General features: G+C 73.2%; 19 protein-coding genes and 5 tRNA genes. 13 read left to right on the plus strand and 11 right to left on the minus strand.

All coding sequences use genetic code 11. From position 1 onward, the window contains the following. Positions 1–6 precede the first annotated feature (6 nt). Positions 7–5,376: a type I polyketide synthase gene (locus tag GA0070564_RS22185; RefSeq protein WP_091611989.1), complete on the minus strand. Its 5,370-nt coding sequence runs from the start codon at positions 5,374–5,376 to the stop codon at positions 7–9. 32 nt (positions 5,377–5,408) lie between these two features. After that, positions 5,409–5,855 carry an acyl carrier protein gene (locus tag GA0070564_RS22190; RefSeq protein ID WP_245670152.1) on the minus strand — a complete coding sequence of 149 codons (447 nt, stop codon included), beginning with the start codon at positions 5,853–5,855 and terminating at the stop codon, positions 5,409–5,411. Between the two features lie 224 nt (positions 5,856–6,079). Here GA0070564_RS22190 and GA0070564_RS22195 point away from each other — a divergent pair, with 224 nt between their 5' ends. Both GA0070564_RS22195 and GA0070564_RS22200 read left to right on the plus strand, forming a co-directional pair. Next, a complete protein-coding gene (locus tag GA0070564_RS22195) occupies positions 6,080–6,874 on the plus strand; it encodes a helix-turn-helix domain-containing protein (RefSeq protein ID WP_091611992.1) in 795 nt (264 codons plus the stop codon). Between the two features lie 133 nt (positions 6,875–7,007). Then, complete coding sequence (locus GA0070564_RS22200) at positions 7,008–8,573, plus strand: acyl-CoA carboxylase subunit beta (protein WP_218104982.1); 1,566 nt, start codon at positions 7,008–7,010, stop codon at positions 8,571–8,573. 318 nt (positions 8,574–8,891) lie between these two features. Here the strand turns inward: GA0070564_RS22200 and GA0070564_RS22205 are convergent, their stop codons facing one another. Next, complete coding sequence (locus GA0070564_RS22205; protein WP_091611996.1) at positions 8,892–9,950, minus strand: fatty acid desaturase family protein; 1,059 nt, start codon at positions 9,948–9,950, stop codon at positions 8,892–8,894. Positions 9,951–10,227: 277 nt separating this feature from the next. On the opposite strand from GA0070564_RS22205, the gene GA0070564_RS22210 reads away from it, so the two are divergent. After that, entirely contained in the window at positions 10,228–11,247 is a 1,020-nt protein-coding gene (locus GA0070564_RS22210) for a ketoacyl-ACP synthase III family protein (protein WP_091612001.1), read from the plus strand. A 217-nt stretch (positions 11,248–11,464) separates the two neighbouring features. Then, complete coding sequence (locus tag GA0070564_RS22215; protein WP_091612004.1) at positions 11,465–12,484, plus strand: ketoacyl-ACP synthase III family protein; 1,020 nt, start codon at positions 11,465–11,467, stop codon at positions 12,482–12,484. Positions 12,485–12,552: 68 nt separating this feature from the next. Here the strand turns inward: GA0070564_RS22215 and GA0070564_RS22220 are convergent, their stop codons facing one another. Further along, positions 12,553–14,040 (minus strand): MFS transporter, encoded by a 1,488-nt coding sequence (locus tag GA0070564_RS22220; RefSeq protein WP_218104983.1) that lies wholly within the window; start codon positions 14,038–14,040, stop codon positions 12,553–12,555. Positions 14,041–14,140: 100 nt separating this feature from the next. Further along, entirely contained in the window at positions 14,141–14,512 is a 372-nt protein-coding gene (locus tag GA0070564_RS22225) for a nuclear transport factor 2 family protein (protein WP_091612007.1), read from the minus strand. 284 nt (positions 14,513–14,796) lie between these two features. On the opposite strand from GA0070564_RS22225, the gene fabI reads away from it, so the two are divergent. The 3 genes from fabI (at position 14,797) to GA0070564_RS22240 (ending at position 16,551) form a co-directional block, all read left to right on the plus strand. Then, the gene (gene fabI / locus GA0070564_RS22230) at positions 14,797–15,579 is read left to right on the plus strand and encodes an enoyl-ACP reductase FabI (protein ID WP_245670153.1); all 783 of its coding nucleotides are present in this window, start codon (positions 14,797–14,799) and stop codon (positions 15,577–15,579) included. Between the two features lie 5 nt (positions 15,580–15,584). Beyond that, entirely contained in the window at positions 15,585–16,094 is a 510-nt protein-coding gene (locus tag GA0070564_RS22235; protein ID WP_245670154.1) for a MaoC family dehydratase, read from the plus strand. An 88-nt stretch (positions 16,095–16,182) separates the two neighbouring features. Continuing rightward, positions 16,183–16,551 (plus strand): nuclear transport factor 2-like protein, encoded by a 369-nt coding sequence (locus GA0070564_RS22240; RefSeq protein WP_091612014.1) that lies wholly within the window; start codon positions 16,183–16,185, stop codon positions 16,549–16,551. 76 nt (positions 16,552–16,627) lie between these two features. On the opposite strand, the gene GA0070564_RS29450 is transcribed toward GA0070564_RS22240, so the two are convergent. Together GA0070564_RS29450 and GA0070564_RS22245 are read right to left on the minus strand one after the other, a co-directional pair. Continuing rightward, positions 16,628–16,792, minus strand: a complete 165-nt coding sequence (locus GA0070564_RS29450) for a hypothetical protein (RefSeq protein ID WP_176730791.1) — start codon at positions 16,790–16,792, stop codon at positions 16,628–16,630. Between the two features lie 47 nt (positions 16,793–16,839). Further along, positions 16,840–17,835, minus strand: a complete 996-nt coding sequence (locus GA0070564_RS22245) for a bifunctional lysylphosphatidylglycerol flippase/synthetase MprF (protein ID WP_091612017.1) — start codon at positions 17,833–17,835, stop codon at positions 16,840–16,842. 288 nt (positions 17,836–18,123) lie between these two features. Between GA0070564_RS22245 and GA0070564_RS29455 the strand changes: the two genes are divergently transcribed. From GA0070564_RS29455 to GA0070564_RS22255, 4 genes are all read left to right on the plus strand, one after another. Then, positions 18,124–18,217, plus strand: a tRNA-Trp gene (locus GA0070564_RS29455). Positions 18,218–18,253: 36 nt separating this feature from the next. Then, a tRNA-Glu gene (locus tag GA0070564_RS29460) sits at positions 18,254–18,350 on the plus strand. A 44-nt stretch (positions 18,351–18,394) separates the two neighbouring features. Further along, on the plus strand, positions 18,395–19,348 hold the full coding sequence (locus GA0070564_RS22250; protein ID WP_091612020.1) for a diacylglycerol/lipid kinase family protein: 954 nt from the start codon (positions 18,395–18,397) through the stop codon (positions 19,346–19,348). Positions 19,349–19,351: 3 nt separating this feature from the next. After that, a complete protein-coding gene (locus GA0070564_RS22255) occupies positions 19,352–20,836 on the plus strand; it encodes an MmgE/PrpD family protein (RefSeq protein ID WP_091612023.1) in 1,485 nt (494 codons plus the stop codon). Positions 20,837–20,924: 88 nt separating this feature from the next. Here the strand turns inward: GA0070564_RS22255 and GA0070564_RS22260 are convergent, their stop codons facing one another. Continuing rightward, entirely contained in the window at positions 20,925–21,770 is an 846-nt protein-coding gene (locus tag GA0070564_RS22260; protein WP_091612026.1) for an AfsR/SARP family transcriptional regulator, read from the minus strand. A gap of 554 nt (positions 21,771–22,324) precedes the next feature. Here GA0070564_RS22260 and GA0070564_RS22265 point away from each other — a divergent pair. After that, the gene (locus tag GA0070564_RS22265; protein ID WP_091612029.1) at positions 22,325–22,549 is read left to right on the plus strand and encodes a toll/interleukin-1 receptor domain-containing protein; all 225 of its coding nucleotides are present in this window, start codon (positions 22,325–22,327) and stop codon (positions 22,547–22,549) included. A gap of 204 nt (positions 22,550–22,753) precedes the next feature. On the opposite strand, the gene GA0070564_RS22270 is transcribed toward GA0070564_RS22265, so the two are convergent. The 3 genes from GA0070564_RS22270 to GA0070564_RS22280 all read right to left on the minus strand — a co-directional run bounded on the left by GA0070564_RS22270 (position 22,754) and on the right by GA0070564_RS22280 (position 23,018). Continuing rightward, positions 22,754–22,828: transfer RNA gene (locus GA0070564_RS22270), tRNA-Val, on the minus strand. Between the two features lie 12 nt (positions 22,829–22,840). Beyond that, a tRNA-Cys gene (locus tag GA0070564_RS22275) sits at positions 22,841–22,911 on the minus strand. Between the two features lie 34 nt (positions 22,912–22,945). Continuing rightward, positions 22,946–23,018: transfer RNA gene (locus GA0070564_RS22280), tRNA-Gly, on the minus strand. Positions 23,019–23,256: 238 nt separating this feature from the next. On the opposite strand from GA0070564_RS22280, the gene GA0070564_RS22285 reads away from it, so the two are divergent. After that, entirely contained in the window at positions 23,257–23,859 is a 603-nt protein-coding gene (locus GA0070564_RS22285) for a TetR/AcrR family transcriptional regulator (RefSeq protein ID WP_091612786.1), read from the plus strand. The last annotated feature ends 12 nt before the right edge of the window (positions 23,860–23,871 follow it).

The following is a 23,871-nucleotide window of genomic DNA, read 5'->3' on the forward strand; positions in this document are numbered from 1 at the left end:
GACGGGTCAGGGGGCGGCGGCGACGGCCGGCTCCGGCACCAGCTGCCGGTCCAGGAACTCGGCGAGCTGCTCGACCGACGGGTGGTCGAAGGCGACCGACGCGGCCAGCGGGACGCGCACCGCCGACTCCAGCCCGTTCTTCAGCTCGACCGCCATCAGCGAGTCCAGGCCCAGCTGGACGAACTCCAGGTGCGGCTGCACGGCGTCGACGTCGTCGAGGTGCAGCACCGCGGCGACCCGGGTCCGGACCAGGTCGGCCAGGGCGGCGACCCGCTCGTGGCGCGGCTTCGCCAGCAGCGCCGCCAGGTCCAGCGTCGGGGCGGCCCGTCCCTCGGTCGCCACCAGCCGTTCGTAGAGGGCGTTGCCGACCGGCTTGGCCGGCACGAACTTCTCCCAGTCGCACTCGCCGACCGCGATCTGCGGGGCGGAGCCGGCGAGCAGCGCGGTCAGCGCCCGCAGCGCCCGGGCCGGCCCGAAGAACCGGATGCCCTCGTTCTCCAGCGCCCGTACGTGCGGGGCGCTGAGCCGGGCCGACATGCCCACCTCCGACCACGGTCCCCAGTTGACGGCCAGGCCGGGCAGCCCCTGGGCGGCCCGCCAGCGCATCAGCCCGTCGAGGTACGCGTTGGCCGCCGCGTAGTTGGACTGGCTGACCCCGCCGACCACCGAGGCGGCCGAGGAGTAGCCGACGAAGAACCGCAGCTGCTCGAAGTCCCGCGCGGCCTCGTGCAGCAGCCAGCTGCCGTACACCTTGGAGCGGAACAGGGCGTCGATGCTCTCCCAGGTCTGGCCGGCCACCGGCCGGTCGTCGAGCAGGCCGGCGGCGTGCACGATGCCGCCGACCGGGTGGTCGCCGGCGCGCAGCGCGGCGGCGATCCGGGCCACGTCGGCCGGCTCGGCCAGATCGCCCTGGTGCACGGTCACCTCGGCCCGCCCGCGCAGCCGGTCGTGGAGCTCGGCCACCTCGGGCGAGGGCGCCGACCGGCGGCCGACCAGGGCGATGTGCCGGGCCCCGAGGTCGACCAGCTTCTCGGCGGTGACCAGGCCGAGCGCGCCCAGACCACCGGTGACCAGGTAGGTGTGTTCGCCGTCGACCAGCTCGGCGAGCCGGTCCCGGGCCGGTGGCGGCACCTGCGCGGGCAGCAGCCGCCGCACGTGCCGCCCGCCGGCGCGGTACGCGACCTGGAAGTTCCCCGCGTCCGGGGTGTACCACTCGTCGACCAGGCTGCCCGCCGCGTCGGCGGTCTCCGGCAGGTCGACCAGGGTGACCCGGTAGGTCGGGTGCTCGTTGAGCAGCACGTGCCCGAAGCCCCAGAGGGTCGCGGCGGCCAGTTCGGCGCCGTCGCCGGGCACGTCACCGGGGAGCACCTGGGCGCGGGTGGTGACCAGCCAGAGCCGCTGGTTGCGGCCGAACCCCTCGGCGGCGAGGATGCCGAGCAGCGCCAGCAGGTCCTGGTAGTTGTCCGCGCACTCGGCGCGCAGGCCGGCGGCGTCGAGGCCACCGGCGCCGTCGGTGCGCCAGAACCAGGCCACGTCGGTGACGTCCTGGCCGCGCACCGCGGCCGCCACCTCGTCGGCGGAGGCGGCGAAGGTGAGCCGGGCGCCGGCGGCGTCGAGCCGGTCGGCGACCGGCGTGAACCGGTCCGGGCCGGCGCCGAGCACCAGCACGTGCCGGGCCGCGCCCGCCGGCTGCGGACCCTCGTCGGAGGGCTGCCAGGTCAGCTCGTGGTAGAAGTCCCGCCGGGCGTCGGAGAGCCAGTCGGCCAGCGGCGCGAAGCGCACCCCCTCGGCGGCGAGGACCGGCCCGTCGTCGTCGAGGAGCACCAGGTCGGCGCTCCAGCCGCCGTCGGCGTCCGGCTCGCCGGCCGGCCGGCACAGCACCCGCAGCCGCTGCGCCCGCGGCTTGCGGTGCACCGACAGCCGGCCAACCCCCACCGGTACGGCCGCCGGCTCGTCGCCGTCGAGCGCGTTCGCCACGTGCAGCGCCGACTCCAGCAGCGCCGGGGGGACGTGCTCGGCGGCGCCGCCGGGCAGCCCGGTCAGTTCGGCGGCCAGCAGGTCCGACGCCGGCCGCTCGAGCGTCTCCACCCGCCGGAAGGCCGCGCCCAGCTCCAGGCCGCCCTCGGCCAGCCGGGCGTGCAGCTCGTCACCGGCCGCCGTCGGCGACTCCGGTCCGGCCGCCCCGGCCGGCAGGTCGGCGGGGTCGATCGCCGGCCGGGTCGCGTCGGCGGCGGCCAGCACGGCGGTCAGCACCAGCCGCTCGTCGCCGTCCCCGCCGGGCGCGGTGAGCACGTCGACCGTGGCCGCGCCGTCCGCGCCGGCGCTCCACCGGGTACGCAGCTCAAGGGTGCCGTTCTCCGGCAGCCGGACCGGTTCGCGCAGCTGCACGTCGCGCAGCACGCCCCGGGTGTGCCCGCGGACCGTGTCGGCGAGGGCGAGCAGCGTCTCCAGGAACGCCGACAGCGGCACCACGGCCCGCCCGCCGGCCAGGTGCTCGCCGAGGAACGCCGGCCGGGCGGCCGAGAGCACGGCGTGGAACTCCCGGGTACCGGTCGCCCGTTGCGCGTCGGTGGTGACCTCGGCGCCGAGCAGCGGGTGGGCCGCCACCCCGTCGCCGAGCCCGCCGCCACGGCCGTGCCGGTTCTGCTCCACCGGCAGCCAGTACCGCCTGCGGTCGAAGGCGTACGTGGGCAGGTCGATCCGGCGGGCCGGCCGCCCCTCGTGCAGGCCGGCCCAGTTCAGCGACAACCCGGCGGTGTACGCCTGGGCGACGGCGGTGAGCAGCGTGCGCCCGTCGGTGTCCTCCGGGTGCAGGCTGCGCAGCCAGCGGTGCTGGTCGGGGTCGACGCACTGCCGGGCCAGGGAGATCAGCGCGGCCGACGGGCCGATCTCGATGAACACGTGCCGGCCGCGGCGGCCGATGGTCTCCATGCCGGCCTGGAAGTTCACCGCCTCGCCGATGTGGCGTACCCAGTAGTCGGGGTCGGCGAGCTCGGCGGGGCGGGCCACCGCGCCGGTCAGGTTGGAGATCAGGGTCAGGGTCGGCTCGCGGAACTCGATGTCGGCCAGGGCGGCCCGGAACTCGTCGAAGACCTCGGTCATCAGCGGCGAGTGGAAGGCGTGCGACACCGCCAGCTCGCGGACCCGCAGGCCACGCGAGGTGAGCTCGGCGACCACCGCGTCCAGCGACGCCCGGCCGCCGGAGACCACGCACTGCTGCGGCGAGTTGACCGCGGCCAGCGACAGGTCGGGGTGGTCGGCGAGCAGCGGGGCCACCTCGTCGACGGGAGCGGCCACGGCGGCCATCCCGCCGGGGGCGGAGACCGACTGCATCAGCCGGGCCCGCACGGCGACCAGCTTCACCGCGTCCGGCAGGTCGAACAGGCCGGCGACCGCGGCGGCCACCACCTCGCCGATGCTGTGCCCGATCATCGCCCCGGGGCGCACCCCGAGGGAGAGCCAGAGCCTGGCCAGGGCGTACTCGAGGGTGAAGAGCGCGGGTTGGGTGTAGAGGGTCAGGTTGATCTCGTCGGCGTCCGGGTGGACGCCGAGCATCATGTCCCGGATCGAGCGGCCCAGGTGCGGGGCGAAGAGGGCGTCGCACTCGTCGACGTGGGTGCGGAACACCGGGAACCGGTCGTAGAGGGCGGCGCCCATGCCGACGTACTGCGAGCCCTGGCCGGCGAAGAGGAAGACCGACTTGCGCAGGTCCCCGGCGCGGGCGCCCTGCTCGTCGAGGGTGGTGGCCTGCCTGTCCAGCAGGGCGGTGAGCGAGGCGTGGTCGTGGACCACGCCGGCCACCCGCAACGCGTGGTGTGCCCGGCCGGTGTTCGCGGTGTGGCAGAGGTCGGCCACGGAGAGGTCGGGGTGCCGGTCGGCGTACCGGCGGTGGCGCTCGACCTGCCCGCGCAGCGCGGCCTTCGTCTTCGCCGAGAGGGTGAGCACCTGCGGGCCCGCGTCCGCGCCGTCCGCCGGGGGCGCGGGCGCGGCGACCGGGGGCGCCTCCTCGATCACGGCGGCGGAGATGGTGCCGGCGAAGCCGAAGCTGTTGACCAGCCCCCGCTTCGGCTCGCCGACCCAGGGCCGGCACTCGGTGGGGATGGTGACCGGGGAGCTCTGCCAGGGGATCCGCCCGGACGGGGTACGGAAGTTCAGGTGCGGGAAGATCGTGCTCTCCCGCAGTTGCAGCACCGTCTTGATCACACCGACGATCCCGGCGACCGGCTCCATGTGACCCAGGTTGGTCTTCACCGAGCCGACCACCACCGGCCGCTGCGGGGTGTGCGAGTCGGCGAAGACGTCGCTGATCGCGCCCAGCTCGATCGGGTCGCCCAGCGGAGTGCCGGTGCCGTGCGCCTCGACGTACTGGATGTCGGCGGGGCGCAGCGCGGCGGCGGTGATCGCCGCCCGCATCACCATCTCCTGGGCGGTGCCGTTGGGGACGGTCAGCCCGGCGCTGTCGCCGTCCTGGCCGACCGCCGTGCCGCGGACCAGGGCGAGGATCCGGTCGCCGTCGCGGCGGGCGTCGGAGAAGCGCTTGAGCACCAGCACGCCGCAGCCCTCGGCGCGTACGTAGCCGTCGGCGCCGTCGTCGAAGGTCTTGCACTGCCCGTCCGGCGCGAGCATGTTGGCGTGGGTGAAGATGACCGGCACCCGCGGGTGGTGCAGGGCGTTCACCGCGCCGGCCAGGGCGATGTCGCACTCCTGCCGGCGCAGCCCCTCGACCGCCACGTGCAGGGCGGTCAGCGACGACGCGCAGGCGGTGTCCACGGTCATGCTGGGCCCGTGCCAGCCGAGGAAGTACGACAGCCGGCCGGAGAGCGGGAAGAGCGTGATGCCGGCGGCCAGGTGCCCGGAGAGCTGCTCGTACGGCAGCGCCTCCATCTCCAGCGCGTAGTCGATGGAGCTGGCGCCGACGTACACGCCGCCGTTGCCGCGGCGCAGCACGGTGGGGTCGATGTTGGCGTGCTCCAGCGCCTCCCACGCCGTCTCCAGCAGCATCCGCTGCTGCGGGTCGACGTACGGCGCCTCCTTGGGCGAGATGTTGAAGAACTGCGCGTCGAACTCGTCGATCCGGTCGAGGAAACCACCGCCGGCCATCCGGATCCGCCCCTTGGCGTCCGGGTCGTCGGTGGAGAGCCCGGCGGTGTCCCACCGGTCCTCGGGCACCGGCCGGATGCCGGAGCGGCCCTCGCGGAGGAACTCGGTGAACTCGTCCGGCGTGTTGCTGCCGCCGGGGAAGCGCAGGCCGATTCCGACGATGGCGATCGGCTCGTACTTCTCCCGCAGCAACGCTCGGATGGTCTCCTGCTGGCGGTCGACGGTCTCCAAGGCGGAGGCCAGCTCGTCACGCCCGGGGGCCGGATTCTCAGGCACTGCCGTTCCTCCTGGTCAGCTGGGGTGGGCGGTCAGGCCCGGTAGAGGTCACGCAGGACGTCGTCGACCAGCGCCCGGTCGTCGGCCGGCGCCGCGGCGCGCGCCGGCGTCGGCGCGGCCGGTGGCGCGACGAGCACGTCGGCCAGCAGGTCCTCGGCGAGGTGGTCGAGCAGCCGGCCCACGGTGGGCTGGTTGAACAGCACGTTGGCGTTGATGGTGCGGCCGAGCAGCCGCTCCAGCCGGGACTTGACCTCGGTGATGAGCAGCGAGGTCATCCCCAGGTCGAAGTAGCTGACGTCGTGCGGCAGCTCCTCGTCGTCGGTCATCAGCAGCGCCGTGCGGACCTCCTGGGCGACCAGCGCCTCCAGCGCGTCGCGCCGCTCGGACGGGGCGAGCGCGGCGATCCGCGCGACGGCGGGCGTGCGGGTGCTGTCGGCGGGCGGCGCGACGGTGTCGTCGGCGCGTACGGTGTCGACCACGGCGGTCTCCTCCTGGGCAGACGGTCCCGATCCGCGCGGAACCTGCGCTCCGGCACGGCGGGTACGCCGCGCTCACCTGGCGATTCAAGCGAGGTGACCTGACGCTGTGCTGACACGGCGCTGATCGCTGCCGTCCGCTGTGGCTGGTACGACGCGCCGATGTCACGAAGCTGGGTTCCCATCGTTGGAACAGCTCAGTATCGTCAGCGCGGGGTGATGAAGTGATGACGCAAACGAGCCAACGGGTGCGGCCGGTGGGGCAGCTGCTGCGACACTGGCGGGAACGGCGTCGGCTCAGCCAGCTGGAGCTGGCGTTGCAGGCCGAGATCTCCACCCGGCATCTCAGTTTCGTGGAGACCGGGCGTTCCACACCGAGCCGGGAGATGGTGATCCGGCTCGCCGAGCAGTTGGCGGTGCCGCTGCGGGAGCGCAACCAGTTGCTGATGGCGGCCGGCTACGCCCCCGTCTACACCGAGAACTCGCTGGAGTCGCCGGCCCTGTCGGTGGTCCGGGAGGCGGTCCGGCAGGTGCTGGTCGGCTACGAGCCCTATCCGGCGGTGGTGCTGGACCGGGGCTGGAACGTGGTCGACGCGAACGCGAGCATCGCGGTGCTGGCCGAGGGGGTGGATCCCCGGCTGCTGGCCCCGCCGATGAACGTGCTGCGGGCCAGCCTGCACCCGGACGGCATGGCGCCCCGGATCGTCAACCTCGCCCAGTGGCGCGAGCACCTGCTGGAGCGGCTGCGCCGCCAGGTGGCGATGACCGGCGACGAGGAGCTGACCGCGCTGCACGAGGAGGTCCTCGACTACCCGTGCCCGCAGCGCGCCGAGCCGGAGCCGGCCGGCGGCGGGGCGATCGCGGTGCCGCTGCGGCTGCGCCACGGCGACCGGGAGCTCTCCTTCATCAGCACGGTGACGACCTTCGGCACGCCGATGGACGTCACCGTGGCGGAGATGACCATCGAGTCGTTCCTGCCGGCGGACGCCGCGACGGTGGACTTCCTGCGTTCGGTCCACTGAGGAGCACGGTCGGCGTGTAAGGCGACCGTCAGAGCGGCGTCAGCCGGTGCCGACAGGATCGTGGCGGGGTGACCGATCCGTTCGCGACACCCGCGCCCCGGTCGGCCCCCTCTCGTTCCTAAGGGGAGCCACGATGATCGCTGACACCACGTCCGGCCTGCCGGTGCACCGGATGCGACCACTGGTCGCCCGGCCCACCACGGAAGCCGGGCTCGGACCTTCCGGCCCGGCCGCCATGGCCGGCGCCCCACCGGCCGCGGCGGAGGCCGCCCCGCCGCCACTCGCCGACGCCCGGTCCCGGATCGAGGCGCTTGTCGATCCCGAGTCCTTCGAGGAGTTCGGCAGCCGGGTCCGGCACCGGACGGTGGCCTTCGACATGGCGCGGAAGCGGCCGGCGGGCGACGGGGTGGTCACCGGCCACGCCCGGATCGCCGGCCGGCCGATCGGACTTTTCGCGCAGGATCCCGGCGCGCTGGGCGGCTCGCTCGGCGAGATGCACGCCGCGAAGATCCTTCAGGTGATGCGCCAGGCCGAGCGGGCCCGCACCCCGGTGGTCGGAATCATCGACTCCGGTGGGGCGCGGATCCAGGAAGGGGTGGCGGCCCTCGACGGGTACGGCGGGATCTTCCACGGCAACGTCCGGCTCTCCGGGCGGGTGCCGCAGGTCAGCGTGGTGCTCGGCCCGTGCGCCGGCGGGGCCGCGTACTCCCCCGCGCTGACCGACATCGTCATCATGCGGCGTACCGGTGCGCACATGTTCCTCACCGGGCCGCGGGTGGTGCAGGCCGTCACCCGGGAGGACGTGACCGCCGCCGACCTGGGCGGCGCCGACGTGCACTCCCGGCACTCGGGGCTGGCCCACCTGGTCGCCGACGATGCCGCCGGGGCGCTGGAGCTGGCCAGCCAGGTGCTGTCGTACCTGCCGGGCTCGTGCTGGGAGCCGGCGCCGATGGGGGTGCCCGCGCCGGCCGAGGCGATGCCGGCCCTGCCGGACAATCCGCGGGCCAGCTACGACGTACGCAGGGTGGTGCGCGGTGTCGTCGACGCCGGCAGCTTCCTGGAGCTGCAACCCCGCTACGCCCGCAACCTGGTCACCGGCTTCGCCCGGATCGAGGGGCGGCCGGTGGGCGTGGTGGCGAACCAGCCGATGGCGCTGGCCGGGGTGCTCGACATCGCCTCCTCGGAGAAGGGCGCCCGGTTCGTCCGGCTCTGCGACGCGTTCGGGCTGCCGCTGGTGGTGCTGGTCGACACCCCCGGTTTCCTGCCCGGCAGCAAGCAGGAGTCCGGCGGGGTGATCCGCAAGGGCGCCAAGCTGCTGTACGCCTTCGCCGAGGCGACCGTGCCCCGGGTGACGGTGGTGCTGCGCAAGGCGTTCGGCGGGGCGTACATCGTGATGAACTCCCGCTCGCTCGGCGCCGACGCGGTCTTCTGCTGGCCGGACGCGGAGATGGCGGTGATGGGCGCGGACGCGGCGGTGGACGTCATCTTCCGCCGGGAGTTGCGGGACGCCCCGCACCGCCAGGCGGAGCTGGTGGAGCGCTACCGCGCCGAGGCGATGGCGCCGCACCTCCCGGCCGAACGGCTCTCCGTCGACGAGATCATCGCCCCGGAGCGGACCCGGTCCGCGGTGGCCGCCTCGCTGCGCTCGCTGGCCGGCGCCGTACGCCTCGGGTTCCGGCACGACAACCTGCCACAGTGACCGTCGCCGCCGGCGGCCGCCGCGCCCTCCCCCGGGTCGGCGGCCGCCGCGGCGTGTCCGGGCCGCTCCGCGCTCCCCGGCGGGCTCCGATGGTGTCGGTGCGCCCCCTGTCGAGCTGATGTCGTGAACGACTCGGCGTCGGGGGCCGGTGGCGGCTCCCGCGGGGAGCCCGGGAAGCGGGCTGCCGTGAATCGTCTGCGACATCAGCTCGAAAGGACGGCCGAGGTCGGGTGCCGTCCTGGCCGGCACGGTGACGGGCGCGCGGACGCCGCCGGCGCCGCCCGGTGGTGGGCGGCGCCGGCGGCGGCGGACGGTGGGTCAGGCCGTGGCGGGGGCGACCACGGTGGGGCCGCTGCGGGCGTCATCGCTGACCTTGCCCAGGTAGCGGGCCACCTCCAGGTACGACCGCCACACCGGCACCTCGTAGTACGGGATGTCGTGCTCACGGCAGTACTCGATCACCATCGGCCGGACCTTGCGCAGGTTGCCCCGGGGCATGCTCGGGAACAGGTGGTGCTCGATCTGGTAGTTCAGCCCGCCGTACATGAAGTCGGTGAACCGGGTGGAGCGGATGTTGCGTGAGGTGAGTACCTGCCGGTGCAGCCAGTCCAGCTCGACGTCGTTGTGGTGCACCACCATGCCCTTGTGGTTCGGGGCGAAGACGGCGCCCAGGTAGAAGCCGAAGATGGCCTGGTTGAGCAGGATGAACACGAGCGCCTTCAGCGGCGACATGGCCAGGAAGACCGCCCCGGTGAAGAGCACCGCGTGCACCAGCACCAGGCCGAGCTCCAGTCGCGGCGACCGGAGCTGCCCGGCCCGGGCAGCCTTGAAGCCGGAGGCGTGCAGCCGCCACGCCTCCTGGCCGAGCAGCACGAAGAACATGATCGACTGGAAGCGGATGACGAACCGGCGGAACCTCGTCGTCCCCTTCACCGGCATCTCGGTGACGTGGAAGATGACCTGCCGGCGCAGGGTGTCCGGGTCTCGGTCGAGGTTGTTCGGGTTGCTGTGGTGCCGGTTGTGGTGGTTGACCCACCAGCCGTAGGCGGTGCCCATCAGCAGGTTCATGTGCAGGATGCCGAGGAACTCCGACTGCGACTTGGCCTTGCTGATCTGCTTGTGGCCGGTGTCGTGGGCGATGAACCCGGTCTGCACGAAGGCCAGCCCCAGCCCGACGGCGACCACCAGCTGCCACCAGGAGTCCCCGAGCAGGAACAGCGCGACCCAGCACGCGGCCATCAGGGCCAGGTTGGAGGCGATCTTCCATGTGAAGTAGCCGTGGGTGGCGTCCATCAGACCCGCCCGCCGCACCCGGGCCGCGAGGTCCTCGAACGTCCCGGTCGGAGATATCACGATCGTCGGTGTCTGGGCTGTCATGCTGCGCTCTCCTTCGACGACACACCTGTGCGTCAACCCTGACAACCACCCCTGATGCCGTCCTGACGTCGGGCTGACCGCCGGGTCGGCGGGCCCGTCAGCGCGGTGTCAGCGCCGGGTCAGCCCGCTGTCCGGTTCCCGGCAGGGCAGATGTTGCGTGCACCGCACGATGCATCCGACGCAACTTCACCACCGTGCGAAGGCGGACGGTGGGACTTCCGACACTGCCCCGGCGCCGGTCACCACCGTGGCCCGCGCAGACGAAAGAGGGTGCGACGTGCGATTCGAGCGGACCATCTACCTGACCGGGACCGGAACCTTCCTTCCGCCGGTCGTACCTGTGCGACCGGCCGTGGCGGCCGGCCTGATCGGCGAGGCCCACCGCGATCTGGGCTACGAGTCGGTCGCCGTGGCGGAGGACACCTCCGCCGTCGACATGGCGGTCGAGGCGGCCCGGGTGGCCGTCCGCCGCTCGGGCCTGCCGCAGGACGAGTACGGCCTGGCCCTGCACGCCAGCCTCTGGTTCCAGGGCCTGGACATGTGGGCCTCGGCCAGCTACGTGGCCAACCGGTCGATTGGCACCGGCGCCCTCGCCTTCGACGTGCAGCAGCGCTCCAACGGCGGGATGGGCGCGCTGCACCTGGCCGCCACCTACCTGTCCACCGGCGCGGCCACCGCGGCCCTGGTCACCACCGGCGACCGGTTCGCCGCGCCCGCCTTCGACCGGTGGGGTTCGGAGTTCTACTCGCTGTTCGGCGACGCCGGAACGGCGATCGCGCTCTCCACCCGGACCGGCTTCGCCCGGATCCTCGCCTCGGCGGTCGCCGCCGACAACGGCCTGGAGCCGTGGGGCCGGGGCAGCACCCCGTTCGGCACCGCACCGGGACAGGTCGCCCCGGTGCCGGTGCTGCTGCGCGCCGCGCAGCACGCCGCCACCCCGGAGGCGGAGGGTTCCTGGGAACGCATCGAGGCGCGGATCCTCCAGGTGCGCGACGAGGTGCTCGCCGACGCCGGCGTCGGGGTGGAGGACGTCGCCCGGGTGGCACAGCCCTTCATCCACCGGGGCGGCGGCCAGGGCGAGAACTACGACCTGCTCGGCTTCGGCGAGAAGAAGAGCACCTGGGAGCTGGGCCGCGAGGTCGGGCACCTGGGCGCCGGTGACCAGGCCGCCGGCCTGAACCACCTGCTGGAGCGCCGGCTGGTCGGCCCCGGCGACCTGGTGCTGATGGTCGGCGTCGGGGTCGGCTTCAGCTTCACCGCCACCCTGCTCGAGGTGACCGACCCGCCGCGCTGGTGAGCCGTCCCTTCCACCGGGGGTCGTCCGCATCGCGGGCGGCCCCCGGCCCGCCGCTGACCTGGGCGGACGGTCCGTCAGCGTGGTGTCAGGGCCGGGTGCCACGCTGCCGTGGCAGCTGCCGGTCCCGGCCCGCCGCGCGGCGTCGCGCGGCGGCACCGGACCGGCCTCCCCCGCCACCCGTCGCGGCGCGACGGGCGCACACGAGAAGAGGTGCGAGGTGCGATTCGACCGGACCATCCACATCGCCGGCACGGGTGTCTTCCTGCCGCCGGCCGTCCCCGTCCAGCCGGCCGTCGACGCCGGCCTGGTGGACGAGGCACACCGGGACCTCGGGTACGACACGGTGACGGTCGCCGAGGAGACAGCGGCCGCCGACATGGCGGTCGAGGCCGCCCGCGTCGCGGTCCGCCGCTCCGGCATCCCACCCGAGGAGTACGACCTGCTGCTGCACGCCAGCCTCTGGTACCAGGGCCTGGACATGTGGGCCTCGGCCAGCTACGTGGCCAACCAGTCGCTGGGCGCCCGGGCGCTCGCCTTCGACGTGCAGCAGCGCTCCAACGGCGGCATGGGCGCCCTGCACCTGGCCGCCGGCCAGCTCGCCGCCGGGGCCGCCGAGACCGCGCTGGTCACCACCGGCGACCGGTTCGCCGCACCGGCGTTCAACCGGTGGGGATCGCAGTTCTACACGATCTTCGGCGACGCCGGCACGGCGTTGGCGCTCTCCACCCGCTCCGGGGTGGCCCGGCTGCTCTCCTGCGCGGCGGCGGCGGACAACACCCTGGAGAAGTGGGGCCGGGGCAGCACCCCGTTCGGCACCTCGCCCGGGCAGGAGGCACCGGTGCAGGTGCTGCGGCGGGCGGCGGAGCACGCCGCCACGCCGGAGGCGGAGGGCTCCTGGGAACGCATCGAGGCGCAGATGCTCCGGGTCCGCGACGAGGCCCTCGCCGACGCCGGCGTCGGGGCGGAGGACGTCGCCCGTGCGGTGGTGCCCTTCATCCACCGGGGCGGCGGCCAGGGCGAGAACTACGACCTGCTCGGCTTCGGCGAGAAGAAGAGCCTGTGGGAGTTCGGCCGTACCGTCGGGCATCTCGGCGCGGGTGACCAGCCGGCGGGCCTCAACCACCTGTTCGAGCGGCAGCTGGTCGCCCCGGGCGACCTCGTGCTGCTGATCGGGGTCGGCGTCGGTTTCAGCTTCACCGCAGCCGTGCTGGAGGTGACCGACCTGCCGCGCTGGTGACCCACCGACCGCCAGGTCGGGGACCGTCCGCGGCGCGGACGGTCCCCGACCTGTTCTTGGCCGGACGGTCAGGCGGTGGCCGACGCCGGCGCCGGCGCCGGGGCGCGACGTCCGGGCAGCAGCTGCACCAGGGCCACCACCGCCACGGCGAGGGCCAGCAGCAGCACCGAGCTGAGCAGGTACGCGTGCGGGAAGCGGTCGGCGCCCGTACGGTCGTCCAGCGCGCCGTAGAAGACCACCCCGATCAGCGCCACCCCCACCGAGTTGCCCACCTGCAACGCGGTGGAGAGCGCCCCGGAGGCCGCACCGACGTGCCGTGGCGCCACCCCGGCCAGGACGATCGACGCCAGCGGCGCCATGACCAGCCCCATCCCGACGCCGCCGACCACCAGGGCCGGCACCAGCAGCACCGGATTGCCGCTGATTCCGATCTGCTCCACGGTCACGTCCAGGCCCAGCACGCCGAGGGCCAGGGCGGCCCCGCCGACGGCCAGCACCTGCCGGCCCAGTCGGGCCGCCAGCCGGCCGGCGAAGAAGGACGCGGCCATGAAGCCGAGCCCCTGCGGCACCAGCATCAGACCGGCCTCCAGCGCGCTGAGCCCGCGACCCTGCTGGAGATAGAGGGCGAAGACCAGGAAGAACGACGCCATCCCCGAGTAGTAGACCAGCGTGGTCACGATGCCGGCGCCGAACGCGCGCTGCCGGAACAGCGCCAGGTTCATCAGCGGCGCGCCACCCCGCGCGGCCAGCCGGTGCTGGTACGCGGCGAAGACGGCGAGCAGCGGTCCCGCCGCGGCGAGGCTGAGCCAGGTCCACATCGGCCAGCCGCGCTCCCGCCCCTCGACCAGCGGCAGCACCGTGGCCACCAGACCGAGGGTGATCAGCAGCGCGCCGACCAGGTCGGGGCGTTCCCGGCCCGGGGCCCGGGACTCCGGGACCACCCGGGGCACCAGCAGCAACGCCACCAGTCCGACCGGCAGGTTGATCAGGAAGCACATCCGCCAGCCGAGCCCGGCCAGGTCGGACTGGATCAGGGCACCGCCGATGAGCTGCCCGAAGATACCGGCGATCCCCATCGTCAGGCCGTACGCGTTGAACGCGGCGGCCCGGTACCTGCCGGTGTAGACGACGCCGAGGATGGCCAGCACCTGCGGGGCCATCGCGGCCGCCGCCACCCCCTGGAAGATCCGGGCGGCGACCAGCGAGCCGGCGTCGGGCGCCAGCCCGCAGGCGGCCGAGGCGAGGGTGAACAGGGCCAGGCCGATGCTGAACATCCGCCGCCGCCCGTACAGGTCACCGAGCCGGCCGCCGGTGATCAGACCGGCCGCGTACGCCAGGCCGTAGCCGGCCACGACGAACTCGATCTGCGCCGCGCTCGCCCCGAGGTCCGCCTGCGTCGAGGGGATCGCGACGTTCACGATGAAGAAGTCGAGTGTGATCATGAAGATGCCGGTGAGAACCACCCAGAGGGTGCCCCATCCCGGTGCCCGCTCCGCCGGCTCGGCCACGGCCGTCGCCTCGGTCGGGGGCAGCTCCTGCTGCCTGCCAGTGGTCATGGTGGCGCTCCTGTCGTGTACGGGTCGCCGGACGACCGCCGACGGCGGCCACGGGACGCACCCGTCGGGTACGCGCCACCGTGGCCGCCGGCCGGTGCGGTCAGGCCGCCGAGGGAACCTTGTCGAGGAAGCCGTAGACGTCGCGGATGCGGCCGTCGGCGTCGACCACCGCCACGTCGAAGCCGATCACCAGCGAGTCGCCGCCGCCGGCGGGGACCAGCTCCCAGGTGAACCGGGCGATGTCGTGGTGGCTGTCCACGGCGCTGATCAGCTTGAACTCGTAGCCCGGGAACTGCTCCCGGGCGCCGCTGATCACCGCCGCGACCCCCGCGCGCCCCTGAACGGCGGCCAGCGGGTCGGTGTAGGAGCAGTTCTCCGCCCACACCTCGGCGATCTTCCGCTCCCGCGCCTGCGGGTCCGCCTCGTTCCAGATCTCCAGGTAGTTACCGACCAGCTCGGCCAGGTCGCTCACGGACTTCTCCCTCCGGTACGTGGACGCCGCCGTGCGGTGGCGGCGCTCTTCGACGAACCGAACCTCCCATGACCCACCGCCCCCAGTCGATTACGTTGGCGGTAAAGCAGCCGCTGACCTGAGCCCCCCCGAGGGGACGTCAGCGACGTGTCACGCGGTCGTCAGCCCGGCCGGTCATGCTCCTGCTCGACCCCGCCCGGCCGCGGCACGCGCCCGTCGACCAGCCATCCGCCGTGCGACCGCACACCCCGGCCGGCACACTCCCCTCGTCACCGGAGGCCGCTGTGCTCCTGGACGGAAAGCGCCTGCTCGTCACCGGCGCCCTCAACGACCGGTCGATCGCGTACGCGACCGCCCGCCTGGCCCAGCAACAGGGGGCCGAGGTGATCCTCACCGGGTTCGGCCGCGGGCTGCGCATCACCCGGTACCTCGCCGAGAAGCTGGAACCGGCCTGCGACGTGCTGGAACTCGACGCCACCCGGCCGGAGCACCTGACCGCGGTGGCCGAGGAGCTGGACCGCCGGTGGGGCCGGCTCGACGGCATCCTGCACGCCATCGCCTACGCCCCGCCCGGCGCGCTCGGCGGCAACTTCCTCACCGCCTCGTGGGACGAGGTCGGCCCGGCGGTGCAGGTCTCGACGTACTCCTTCGTGGCCTTCGGCCGGGCCTTCGCCCCGCTGCTGGCCAAGGCCGGCGGCGGGTCGCTGGTCGGCGTCGACTTCGACGCCGGCCAGGCCTGGCCCGGATACGACTGGATGGGCGTCGCCAAGGCCGGGCTGGAGAGCTCGTGCCGCTACCTGGCGCACGCCCTCGGCGGGCAGGGCACCCGGGTGAACCTGGTCGCGGCCGGGCCGCTGCGCACCGTCGCCGCCACCGCCATCTCCTCGTTCGACACCTTCGAGGCGGCCTGGCAGCAGCGGGCGCCGCTCGGCTGGGACGTCCAGGACACCTCGGTCGTCGCCCGGGCGATCTGTGCCCTCTGGTCGGACTGGCTGCCCGCCGTCACCGGCGAGGTCATCCACGTCGACGGCGGCGCGCACGCCGTGGCCGGTGGGGCCGTCCGATGAGGCGGGTGGCGACCCCGGCGGAGCTCGCCGGCCTGGTCGGGCAGGAGTTGGGCTGCTCCGCCTGGCAGCTGGTCGACCAGCGCCGGGTGGACGCCTTCGCCGAGGTCACCGGCGACCGCCAGTGGATCCACACCCGCCCGGACCTCGCCGCCGCCGGGCCGTACGGCACCACCCTGGCCCACGGTTTCCTGGCGCTCAGCCTCACCTCGGCGATGATCTTCGAGGTGCTCGCCGTCGACGGCGTCGAGCTGATCCTCAACAAGGGTGTCGGCCGGCTCCGCTTCAGCAACCCGGTACGGGTCGGCGACCGGGTCCGCGGCCGGGTGGTGCTCACCGCCGCGCAGAGCCGCCCGAGAGGCTGGTGGGAGGCGGTCTTCACGGTGCACGTCGAGGTGGCCGACGCGGAGCCGGCGCTGCGGGCGGAACTCACCTTCCTCTATCAACCGGTGACGAACACGGTGGACGCCACGATCGCGGTGGGGGCCACGAAAGGGGCATCTGCCGCTACCATCTGACGAATCGGCCGGGGGCGATCTGTTCGTGCCATCCCGACGGCTGACCGTGGCTGATCCCGCGCCACACCGTTTGGAGGGAAGCGCCCCGTTGCCCACCGTCACCGAACTCGTCCACCGGTACGTCGCGCTCTGGAACGAGGCGGACCCGGACGTCCGCCGCCGGGAGATCCCGGCGATCTGGTCCGAGCGCGGCGTCTACACCGATCCGGTGGTGGTGATGGTGGGCCACGACGCCATCGAGGCGCTGGTCGGCACCGCCCGCTCCCAGTTCGAGGGGCACCAGGTCCGCCTGCTCACCACCGTCGACGCCCATCACAACGTCGCCCGGTTCGGCTGTGCCGTGGTACGGCCGGGCCGGGCGCACCGGACGTTGGTCACCTGCGACGTGGCGGTGGCCGACGACGACGGCCGGCTGCGCTACGTGCACGTCTTCATCGACGCCCTCGCCCCGCACTGACCGGGTGGGGATGCGGGGCGGGACGCGCGGCGGCGGCAGGCGCTTCGAGCGCCTGCCGCCGGAGGTCGGGCGCGCGTCAGGAGGAGGCGGCCGCCGCGAGCAACTCGTCCAGGCGCCACAGCGACTGGTCGGCCTGCTCGGCGACGGCCGGGTTGTCGGGCTCGGCGCAGACCGCGCCGAACATCTGCAACACGGCCATGTGCGCGGCCTCGAGGGTGGCGGCATCGGGTTGGTCGGGCATCTCGGGCTCCGTTCGGAAAGGGATCGACGGTACGGGGTCGGAGGGCGTCAGAACGCGCCGCAGGCGCGGAACACGTGCGCGAAGCCGGCCACGCTGGCGCGGCCCTGGAAGGCCAGGTACTCCGGCAGCACCACGTCCGGCGCCCACTTCTCCTTGTAGGACAGCTGGGACTGGGCCGGGTACACCTGCTCCCCGTACGTCCAGAGCAGGTGCATGAACCGGTTGAACGCGACGCTGTGCCCGGGCAGCTCCAGCGCGTCGTCCAGCCCGGTGAACGGGGTGAAGCCGAAGTGCAGCCAGGGCACCCCCTCGGCGCGGAACGTATCGATCGCCGTCTTGTTGATCGCCTCCATCAGTCCCGGCGTCTCCGACGGCTGCCGCCGGCTCAGGTCGTGCATCCACCCCGGACGGCTGCCGTACACCGGCGAGTACGAGATGTAGCCGACCAACTCGTCGTCGATGGTGCCGACGAAGAGCCGGCGGTACGCCTGCATCTCACCGCCGTACTCGCCGACCAGGAACTGCAGCTCGGGGGTGTGCTCGCCCTTGCTGCGCAGCCAGACCTGGTCGAGCTGGCGCATCCGGTCGTACCACTGCTCGGGCTGGACCTCACGCACGACGAGGCCGGCGCGGTGGGCGCGGGAGATCTTGTTGCGCAGTCGCATGAACTTCGTGCCGGCCAGGGTGAAGTGCGCCAGGTCGACCGCGTACGAGGCACCGACCTGGTTGACGGTGAAGCCGTTGCGGGCGTAGCGCTCGGCGTCGGCGCGCTGCAACTGGATCGAGACGATGGACCGCCCCTGCTCGGCCGCGAACTCGACGAAGGCCGCCAGCAGCCCGTCCTGCTCCTCGGCCGGGGCGAAGACCCCACCGAACTGCACCAGGTACGCGCCGGCGACGCGGTAGACGATCACGCCTCGGCGACCCGGCGCGGTGAACACCGAGTTTCCGCTGCTGGCGCCCAGGAAAGCGCTCGGATTGTCCACGCCGGGACCGCGCACGGCCTCGAGCACCGACGCTGAGGGGGAAATTGTTCCGGTCATCACGCACTTCCTATTCAGGCAGGCATACAGGACGAACTCGGACAGCGGCCCGCCCGGCTCCGAGTTCGGATCCGGCCGCCGGCGAGGCGACCGAACCAGGCGCACGCTCCATCAGATATGACACAGGCCCGCTTTGTTGGCAAGGGTGGAAATGAGTATGCGTCGAATGCGGCGGAACCGGCCGGTGAATACGTCAGCACCTTGTCAGCGGAACGTCAGCACGATGAGGCATTCTTTGTTTGCGAGGGAGGCCGGAACGGATTCCTCGAGAAACACAAAGCAATTCCAGGAGAGGTGCCCGTAGTGGCCCACCGGGGACCGGACCCACGTGGTCCGGCCGGGTCGTCCGCGACCCACGCAGGTTCGAATCCTGCCCTCTCCGCGAACCACCGCACCACCCGCACCACCGCACCACCCAGGAGAGGTGCCCGTAGTGGCCCACCGGGGACCGGACCCTCGCGGTCCGGCCGGGTCGTCCGCGACCCACGCAGGTTCGAATCCTGCCCTCTCCGCCACACCACGCGACACGTACCGGCCGCCGAGCAGACGGGAAGCTGTCATGCCCACGCGCGATCGCCCCTTCGCACGCGGCCTGGTCGTCGCCAATCCGGCGGCCGGCAGGGTGACCGATGATCTGGTCGAGGAGGTGCTCGCCCGCTGTCGCAAGCACCTGGACAGCGTCAGCCTGCACCGCACCACCGAGGTCGGGGACGCCGCCCGGGTGGTCGCCGCGGCCGCCCGCACCGCAGGCGCCGAGCGACCCGACGTGGTGGTCTCCGTCGGCGGGGACGGCACCGTCCGGGAGGTGGTGACCGGCCTGGTCGGGGCCGCCACGCCGGCGGGGCCGGCGCTGCTGGTCGTACCGGCCGGGACCGGCAACTCCAACTACCTGGCCCAGTGGGGCGCCGAACCGTGGCCCGACGCGGTGGACGCCGCGCTGCGCGGCGAGGACTCCCGGGTACGCCACCTCGACCTGGCCCGGATCCGCGAGCGAGACCAGCTGGTCCTGCTCGGCGCCGCCACCGGGACCGTCGCCGAGGCCCTCCAGATCGCCCGCACCGTACGCGTGGCCGGTCCGGCCCGTTACCAGGAGGCGTTCACCCGGGCCTGCCGGGACGGCGTGCCCTACCCGGGCCGGGTCAGCGTGGACGGCCGGGTGGTCCACGAGGGCGGCACGATCCTGGTCAACGTCGGCGGCGGACGCTACCGGGGCGGCACGTACCAGCTCCTGCCGCACTCGGTGCTCGACGACGGCCAGTTGGACGTCTGCGTGATCGGCGACGGCGTCGACCCGCTGCGGGTGCCGGAGCTGATCCTCGCCGGTGACCACGTCCGCGAGCCCGGCGTCGTCTACGCCCGCGGCCGGACGATCACCGTGGAACGCACCGACGGCACACCGATCTGGTTCGAGCACGACGGCGAACTGCTCGACCGGGACCGCACCGCGTACACCCTGGACGTGGTGCCGGGCGCGCTCGCGGTGGCCTGCCGGTTCCCCACCCCGGCCGGGTGAGTCGTGCCGAGCCTGCTGCGCACCCTCACGTCCTGGGCCGCCCGACTGGACCTCGCCGACGTACCCGAGCGGGTGGTCGAGCTGACCGGCAGCCAGCTTCTCTCCCAGCTCGCCGCGATCCGGGCCGGCCTCGCCCACCCGCTCGGCGGGCGGCTCGTCCGCGCCTACGGGCCGCCCCTGCAGGCCGACCCCCGGCAGGCGGCCTGCGTGCTCGCCGCGCTCGGCTCGTGGCTGAACCTCGACGACACCGCGTACGCCGGGCACCTGGGCAACTCGACGGTCGCCGTGCCGCTGGCGTACGCCCGGGCGCGGGAGCTCGACGGGCGTCGGCTGCTGGCCGCGGTGATCGCGGCCAACGAGTGCGCGGCCCGGATCACCGCGGCGGCGACCCTCGGGCCGCTGCGCGGCCAGAGCGCCCTGCACACCCACCTCGCCGGCGGGGTCGCCGGCCGGCTGCGCTGCGAGGACGCCCCGCCGCAACGGTGGACCGACGCCCTGAGCCTGGCCTTCAGCAGCCCACCCTGGCCGGTCATGCACGCCTTCCTCGGCGGCGACGCGAAGCTGTTCAACGCCTTCACGCCGGTGCGGACGGCGATGGACAGCTGCGACGCCGCGGCGGTCGGGCTGGGCGGCCCGGACGACGTACTGGAGCATCCGGACGGCTTCCTGAGCCGCTTCGCGACCGTGCCGCTGCCCGAGGTGCTCACCCGTGGCCTCGGCGAGCGGTGGCACACCGAAACCCTGTCGTTCAAGGTCCGCCCGGGCGGCCCGGGCGTCGACGCGGCGGTCGACTGCGCCGTACGGCTCCACCCCGAGCTGCCCGGCGACTGGCTGGAGCGGCTCGACCGGATCGACGTCGACGCCTCCGTCTACACCGTCCACGTGGGCGAACGCTCCGGCCGGTACGCCGAGGGCCCCGGCGCCGCGCTCAGCTCGCTGCTGCTCGCCGTGCCGTACTGCGTGGCGACGGCGCTGCTCACCGGCGACCTCACCGTCGCCGACTTCCAGGAGCCGGCGGTACGGGACCCGCGCCGCTGGGAGCTGGCCGCCCGGGTACGGCTGCGGCACGACGCCCGGCTGACCCGGGCCCTGTTCGACTCCACCGCCCCGTTCGGCGAGGCGCTGCGGGAGGCGGGGCCCCGGGCCGTGGAGTGGCTCGGCCAGCTCGGCGGCGCCCGGCTGGCGGAGCTGCTCGACCCGGCCGGCGCCCCGGCGGTGGACTTCGCCGACGCGGTCAAGCGCACCCCGGCGCACGTCACGGTCGGCCTCACCGACGGCGCCGTCCACCGGGCCGTGCAGGACATCCCGGTCGGCGGCAACGGGCCGGACACCCGGGCCCGGCACGGCGAGCTGATGCGGCACAAGTACCTCACCCACGGCGGCAGCCCCGCCACCGCGGACGCGTGGGCGGACCTGGCGAAGCTGTCGGGGCCCGAGGTGGCCCGGCTGGTGGCGGCGTCGCTGCCGCGCGTACCCGCCCCGCGTTGACCCGGCCGCGGACCGCGACCGACGCTTCCCGCCGCACCACGACGGAACCGGGCGGACCGCCGTGGCGGCCCGCCCGGTCCGACGTCGCTCAGTGGCGCAGCGCGAGGTGGTCGGCGGTCCGGCGAAGGCCGGGGTGGTGGGTGAGGATGGCACGTTCGTAGCGCTTCAACGTCGGCGACGGGTCGATGCCGATCTCGTCCTTGAGGCGGGCCCACATCTGGCGGTACACGGCCAGGGCGTCGGTCTGCCGGCCGGCCCGGTAGAGGGCGACCATCAGCTGCTCGCAGAGGCGCTCGTTGAGGCCGCTGGTCTCGGTCAGCTCGCGCAGCTCGGGAATGATCTCGCAGTGCCGCCCGACCTTGAGCTCGTTGTCGTAGAGCAGTTCCAGCACGGCCAGCCGGGACTCCGCGTACCGGGCGGCGGCGGACTGGCAGATCGAGCCACCGGTCAACGAGTCGAAGGTGGGGCCGCGCCACAGGGCGAGCGCGGACCGCAGCTTGCGGACCGCCTCCGCCGGGTCCATCCGCGGCTGGTCCCGCACCTCCCGCATGATCCGCAGGAACCGCAGGGCGTCCACCTCGTCCTCGTCGGCCAGCAGCCGGTAGCCCGACGGCGAGCTGACCAGCCGGTGGCGCTGGCTGCGGGACTCGGCGGCCTCCAGCCGGCGACGTAGCCGGCTGACGTGGGCCTGCAGCGCGTTCTCCGCGTTGCGCGGGGGGTTCTCCCCCCACAGCTCGTCGATCAGGGCGCCTGTGCTGCACAGCCGCCCCTCACTGGCCAGCAGGGCGATCAGCAGCACCCGCTGGATCTCTCCCCTGACCTCGACGACGTCCCCGTCCACGCGGATCTCAATCGGACCGAGAATGGAGAACTCGACGGTTCTCTCCACGAAGAACACCCCCAGGCATTCGGCCGCAATGTCGGCCTGTTCCATTACCAGAACGATATGGACCCGGATCGATCTTACATCGACCCCGCCCCACCAGTGAACTCCCTTACGCCGAACAGGAGTGGAGCCGATCCGACACCCGGTGTCGGTCGAAATGGGACGACCAGGGCAAGAGCTTTGCGGTGTCGGAGGGGTGACACCAGCACTGCCACTTCCCATCCACTCCTTTTGAGATACGGACTACGAGCGACGTGTCGGCGACCACGGAATCGATGACCGCCGACGACAACTTCCCTGAACCGCGCGCCGAACGCAATGACCTCCGGGATAATTCAACGGACAGTCACGAAGATGACGATCTCGACACGCCTCGATGGATCATGATTCGGCGGCCCTTGTCGGCGGAACTGAGCAGCGCCGGTCGGGCCGATCGACGCGTTAACGCAGGTTAACGGACCGATGTCAGGAGATCACAGTGAGTTGCGTCGATGCCGTGCGTGCCGCCCGTCGCCCGCGCCGACCGCCGGGGCGGGCCGCCGGCGCCAGGGCGGTCGGTTCGGGTGATGCCGTGACGCCACCGGTACGCAATGCTTGTCCGGATGAGCGGCACGAAGAAGCGGCCGGCACCACTGGACCTGTTCGTCTCGTACGCGGGGCCGGACCGGGCCTGGGCCGAGTGGGCGACCTGGCACCTGAGGGCGGCCGGCTACTCCGTCGAACTCGACGTGTGGGACTGGGCCGCGGGCGACAACGCGACGTTGCGGATCAACGACGCGCTGGACCGCACCGCCCACCTACCTGCGTCGTCGGCGGATCCTCGGTGAGGACCATCCGGACACCTTGGGAGCGGCCGAGAACCTCGTACGGGTGCTGCGCGCTCTCGGGAAGGCGGGCGAGGCGAAGCGCCTGGGGCTCTGGATCCAGCGGCACCGCCCCACCGCCGCCGGCCCGCCGTCCGGTGACCTCGACTGACGGGCGCCACCAGGAACACGAAAAAGGCCGGATCACGATGATCCAGCCTTTTTCTCTGGTGGGCGATACTGGGTTTGAACCAGTGACCTCTTCCGTGTCAAGGAAGCGCGCTCCCACTGCGCCAATCGCCCTCGTCAACGCCGAGGTGGAGACGGGATTTGAACCCGTGTAGACGGCTTTGCAGGCCGTTGCCTCGCCTCTCGGCCACTCCACCGAGGTTGCCCCCGTCATGCGTGGCGGCAGCTCCGAGCGGACGACGGGATTCGAACCCGCGACCCTCACCTTGGCAAGGTGATGCGCTACCAGCTGCGCTACGTCCGCACGCCCCCGGCGTTTCCCGGTGACGGATGAGAACTTTAGCCCAGCGCCGGAAGCGATGCCAAATCGGGGTGCCTCCGGCGCGTCCCGCGGTCGGCCACCACTCCTAAAGCGTCCTAGGAGCCTGCGTCATGGGGGTGCTGCACCCGGTGCCGCACCCGCTGTCCGCTTTCGGCCCGGACGGCACGACAGGCACCTCAGTGACGGCTCGTGGTCGGTTGGATGGGTTACGGTGACCGGTGTGACGAGACGTGCCGCCGAGATCCGCCTGGATGCCCTGCTGCGGACGGCCTGCGACGTGATCGTCGAACGGGGGCTGGCCAACACCCGGACGGCCGACGTGGCCGAGGCCGCCGGGGTGAGCCAGGCCCTGGTTTTCTACCACTTCGCCACCAAGGACCGGCTGCTCGCGCAGGCCTTCGCGTACGCGGCCGAGCAGGATCTCGCCCGGCTCGACGCGGTGATCCGCTCGGCCGCCCCGCCGCTGGTCAAGCTGCGGCGGATCCTGCGCCTCTACGCCCCCGCCGGCCGGTCGACGTCCTGGTCGATGTGGATCGACGGGTGGTCGGAGTCGCTGCGTACCCCGGAGTTGGAGAAGGTCTCCCGTCGGCTCGACCTGCGGTGGCGCGAGGACCTGGCCGCGGTCATCTCCGACGGTGTCCGGGAGGGCACCTTCGAGTGCACCGACCCGGCCGGCGCCGCCTGGCGGATCAGCGCGGTGATGGACGGGCTGGCGGTGCAGCTCGCGGTCCACGACCGGGTGATCTCCCGCCGCCAGCTCGCGTCCTGGATCCGCCTGGTGGCGGCCCGGGAGCTCGGCGTGGATCCGGCCGAGCTGGAGTGACCGCCCGGAGCG

The organism is Micromonospora mirobrigensis, assembly GCF_900091555.1.
Lineage (GTDB): Bacteria > Actinomycetota > Actinomycetes > Mycobacteriales > Micromonosporaceae > Micromonospora > Micromonospora mirobrigensis.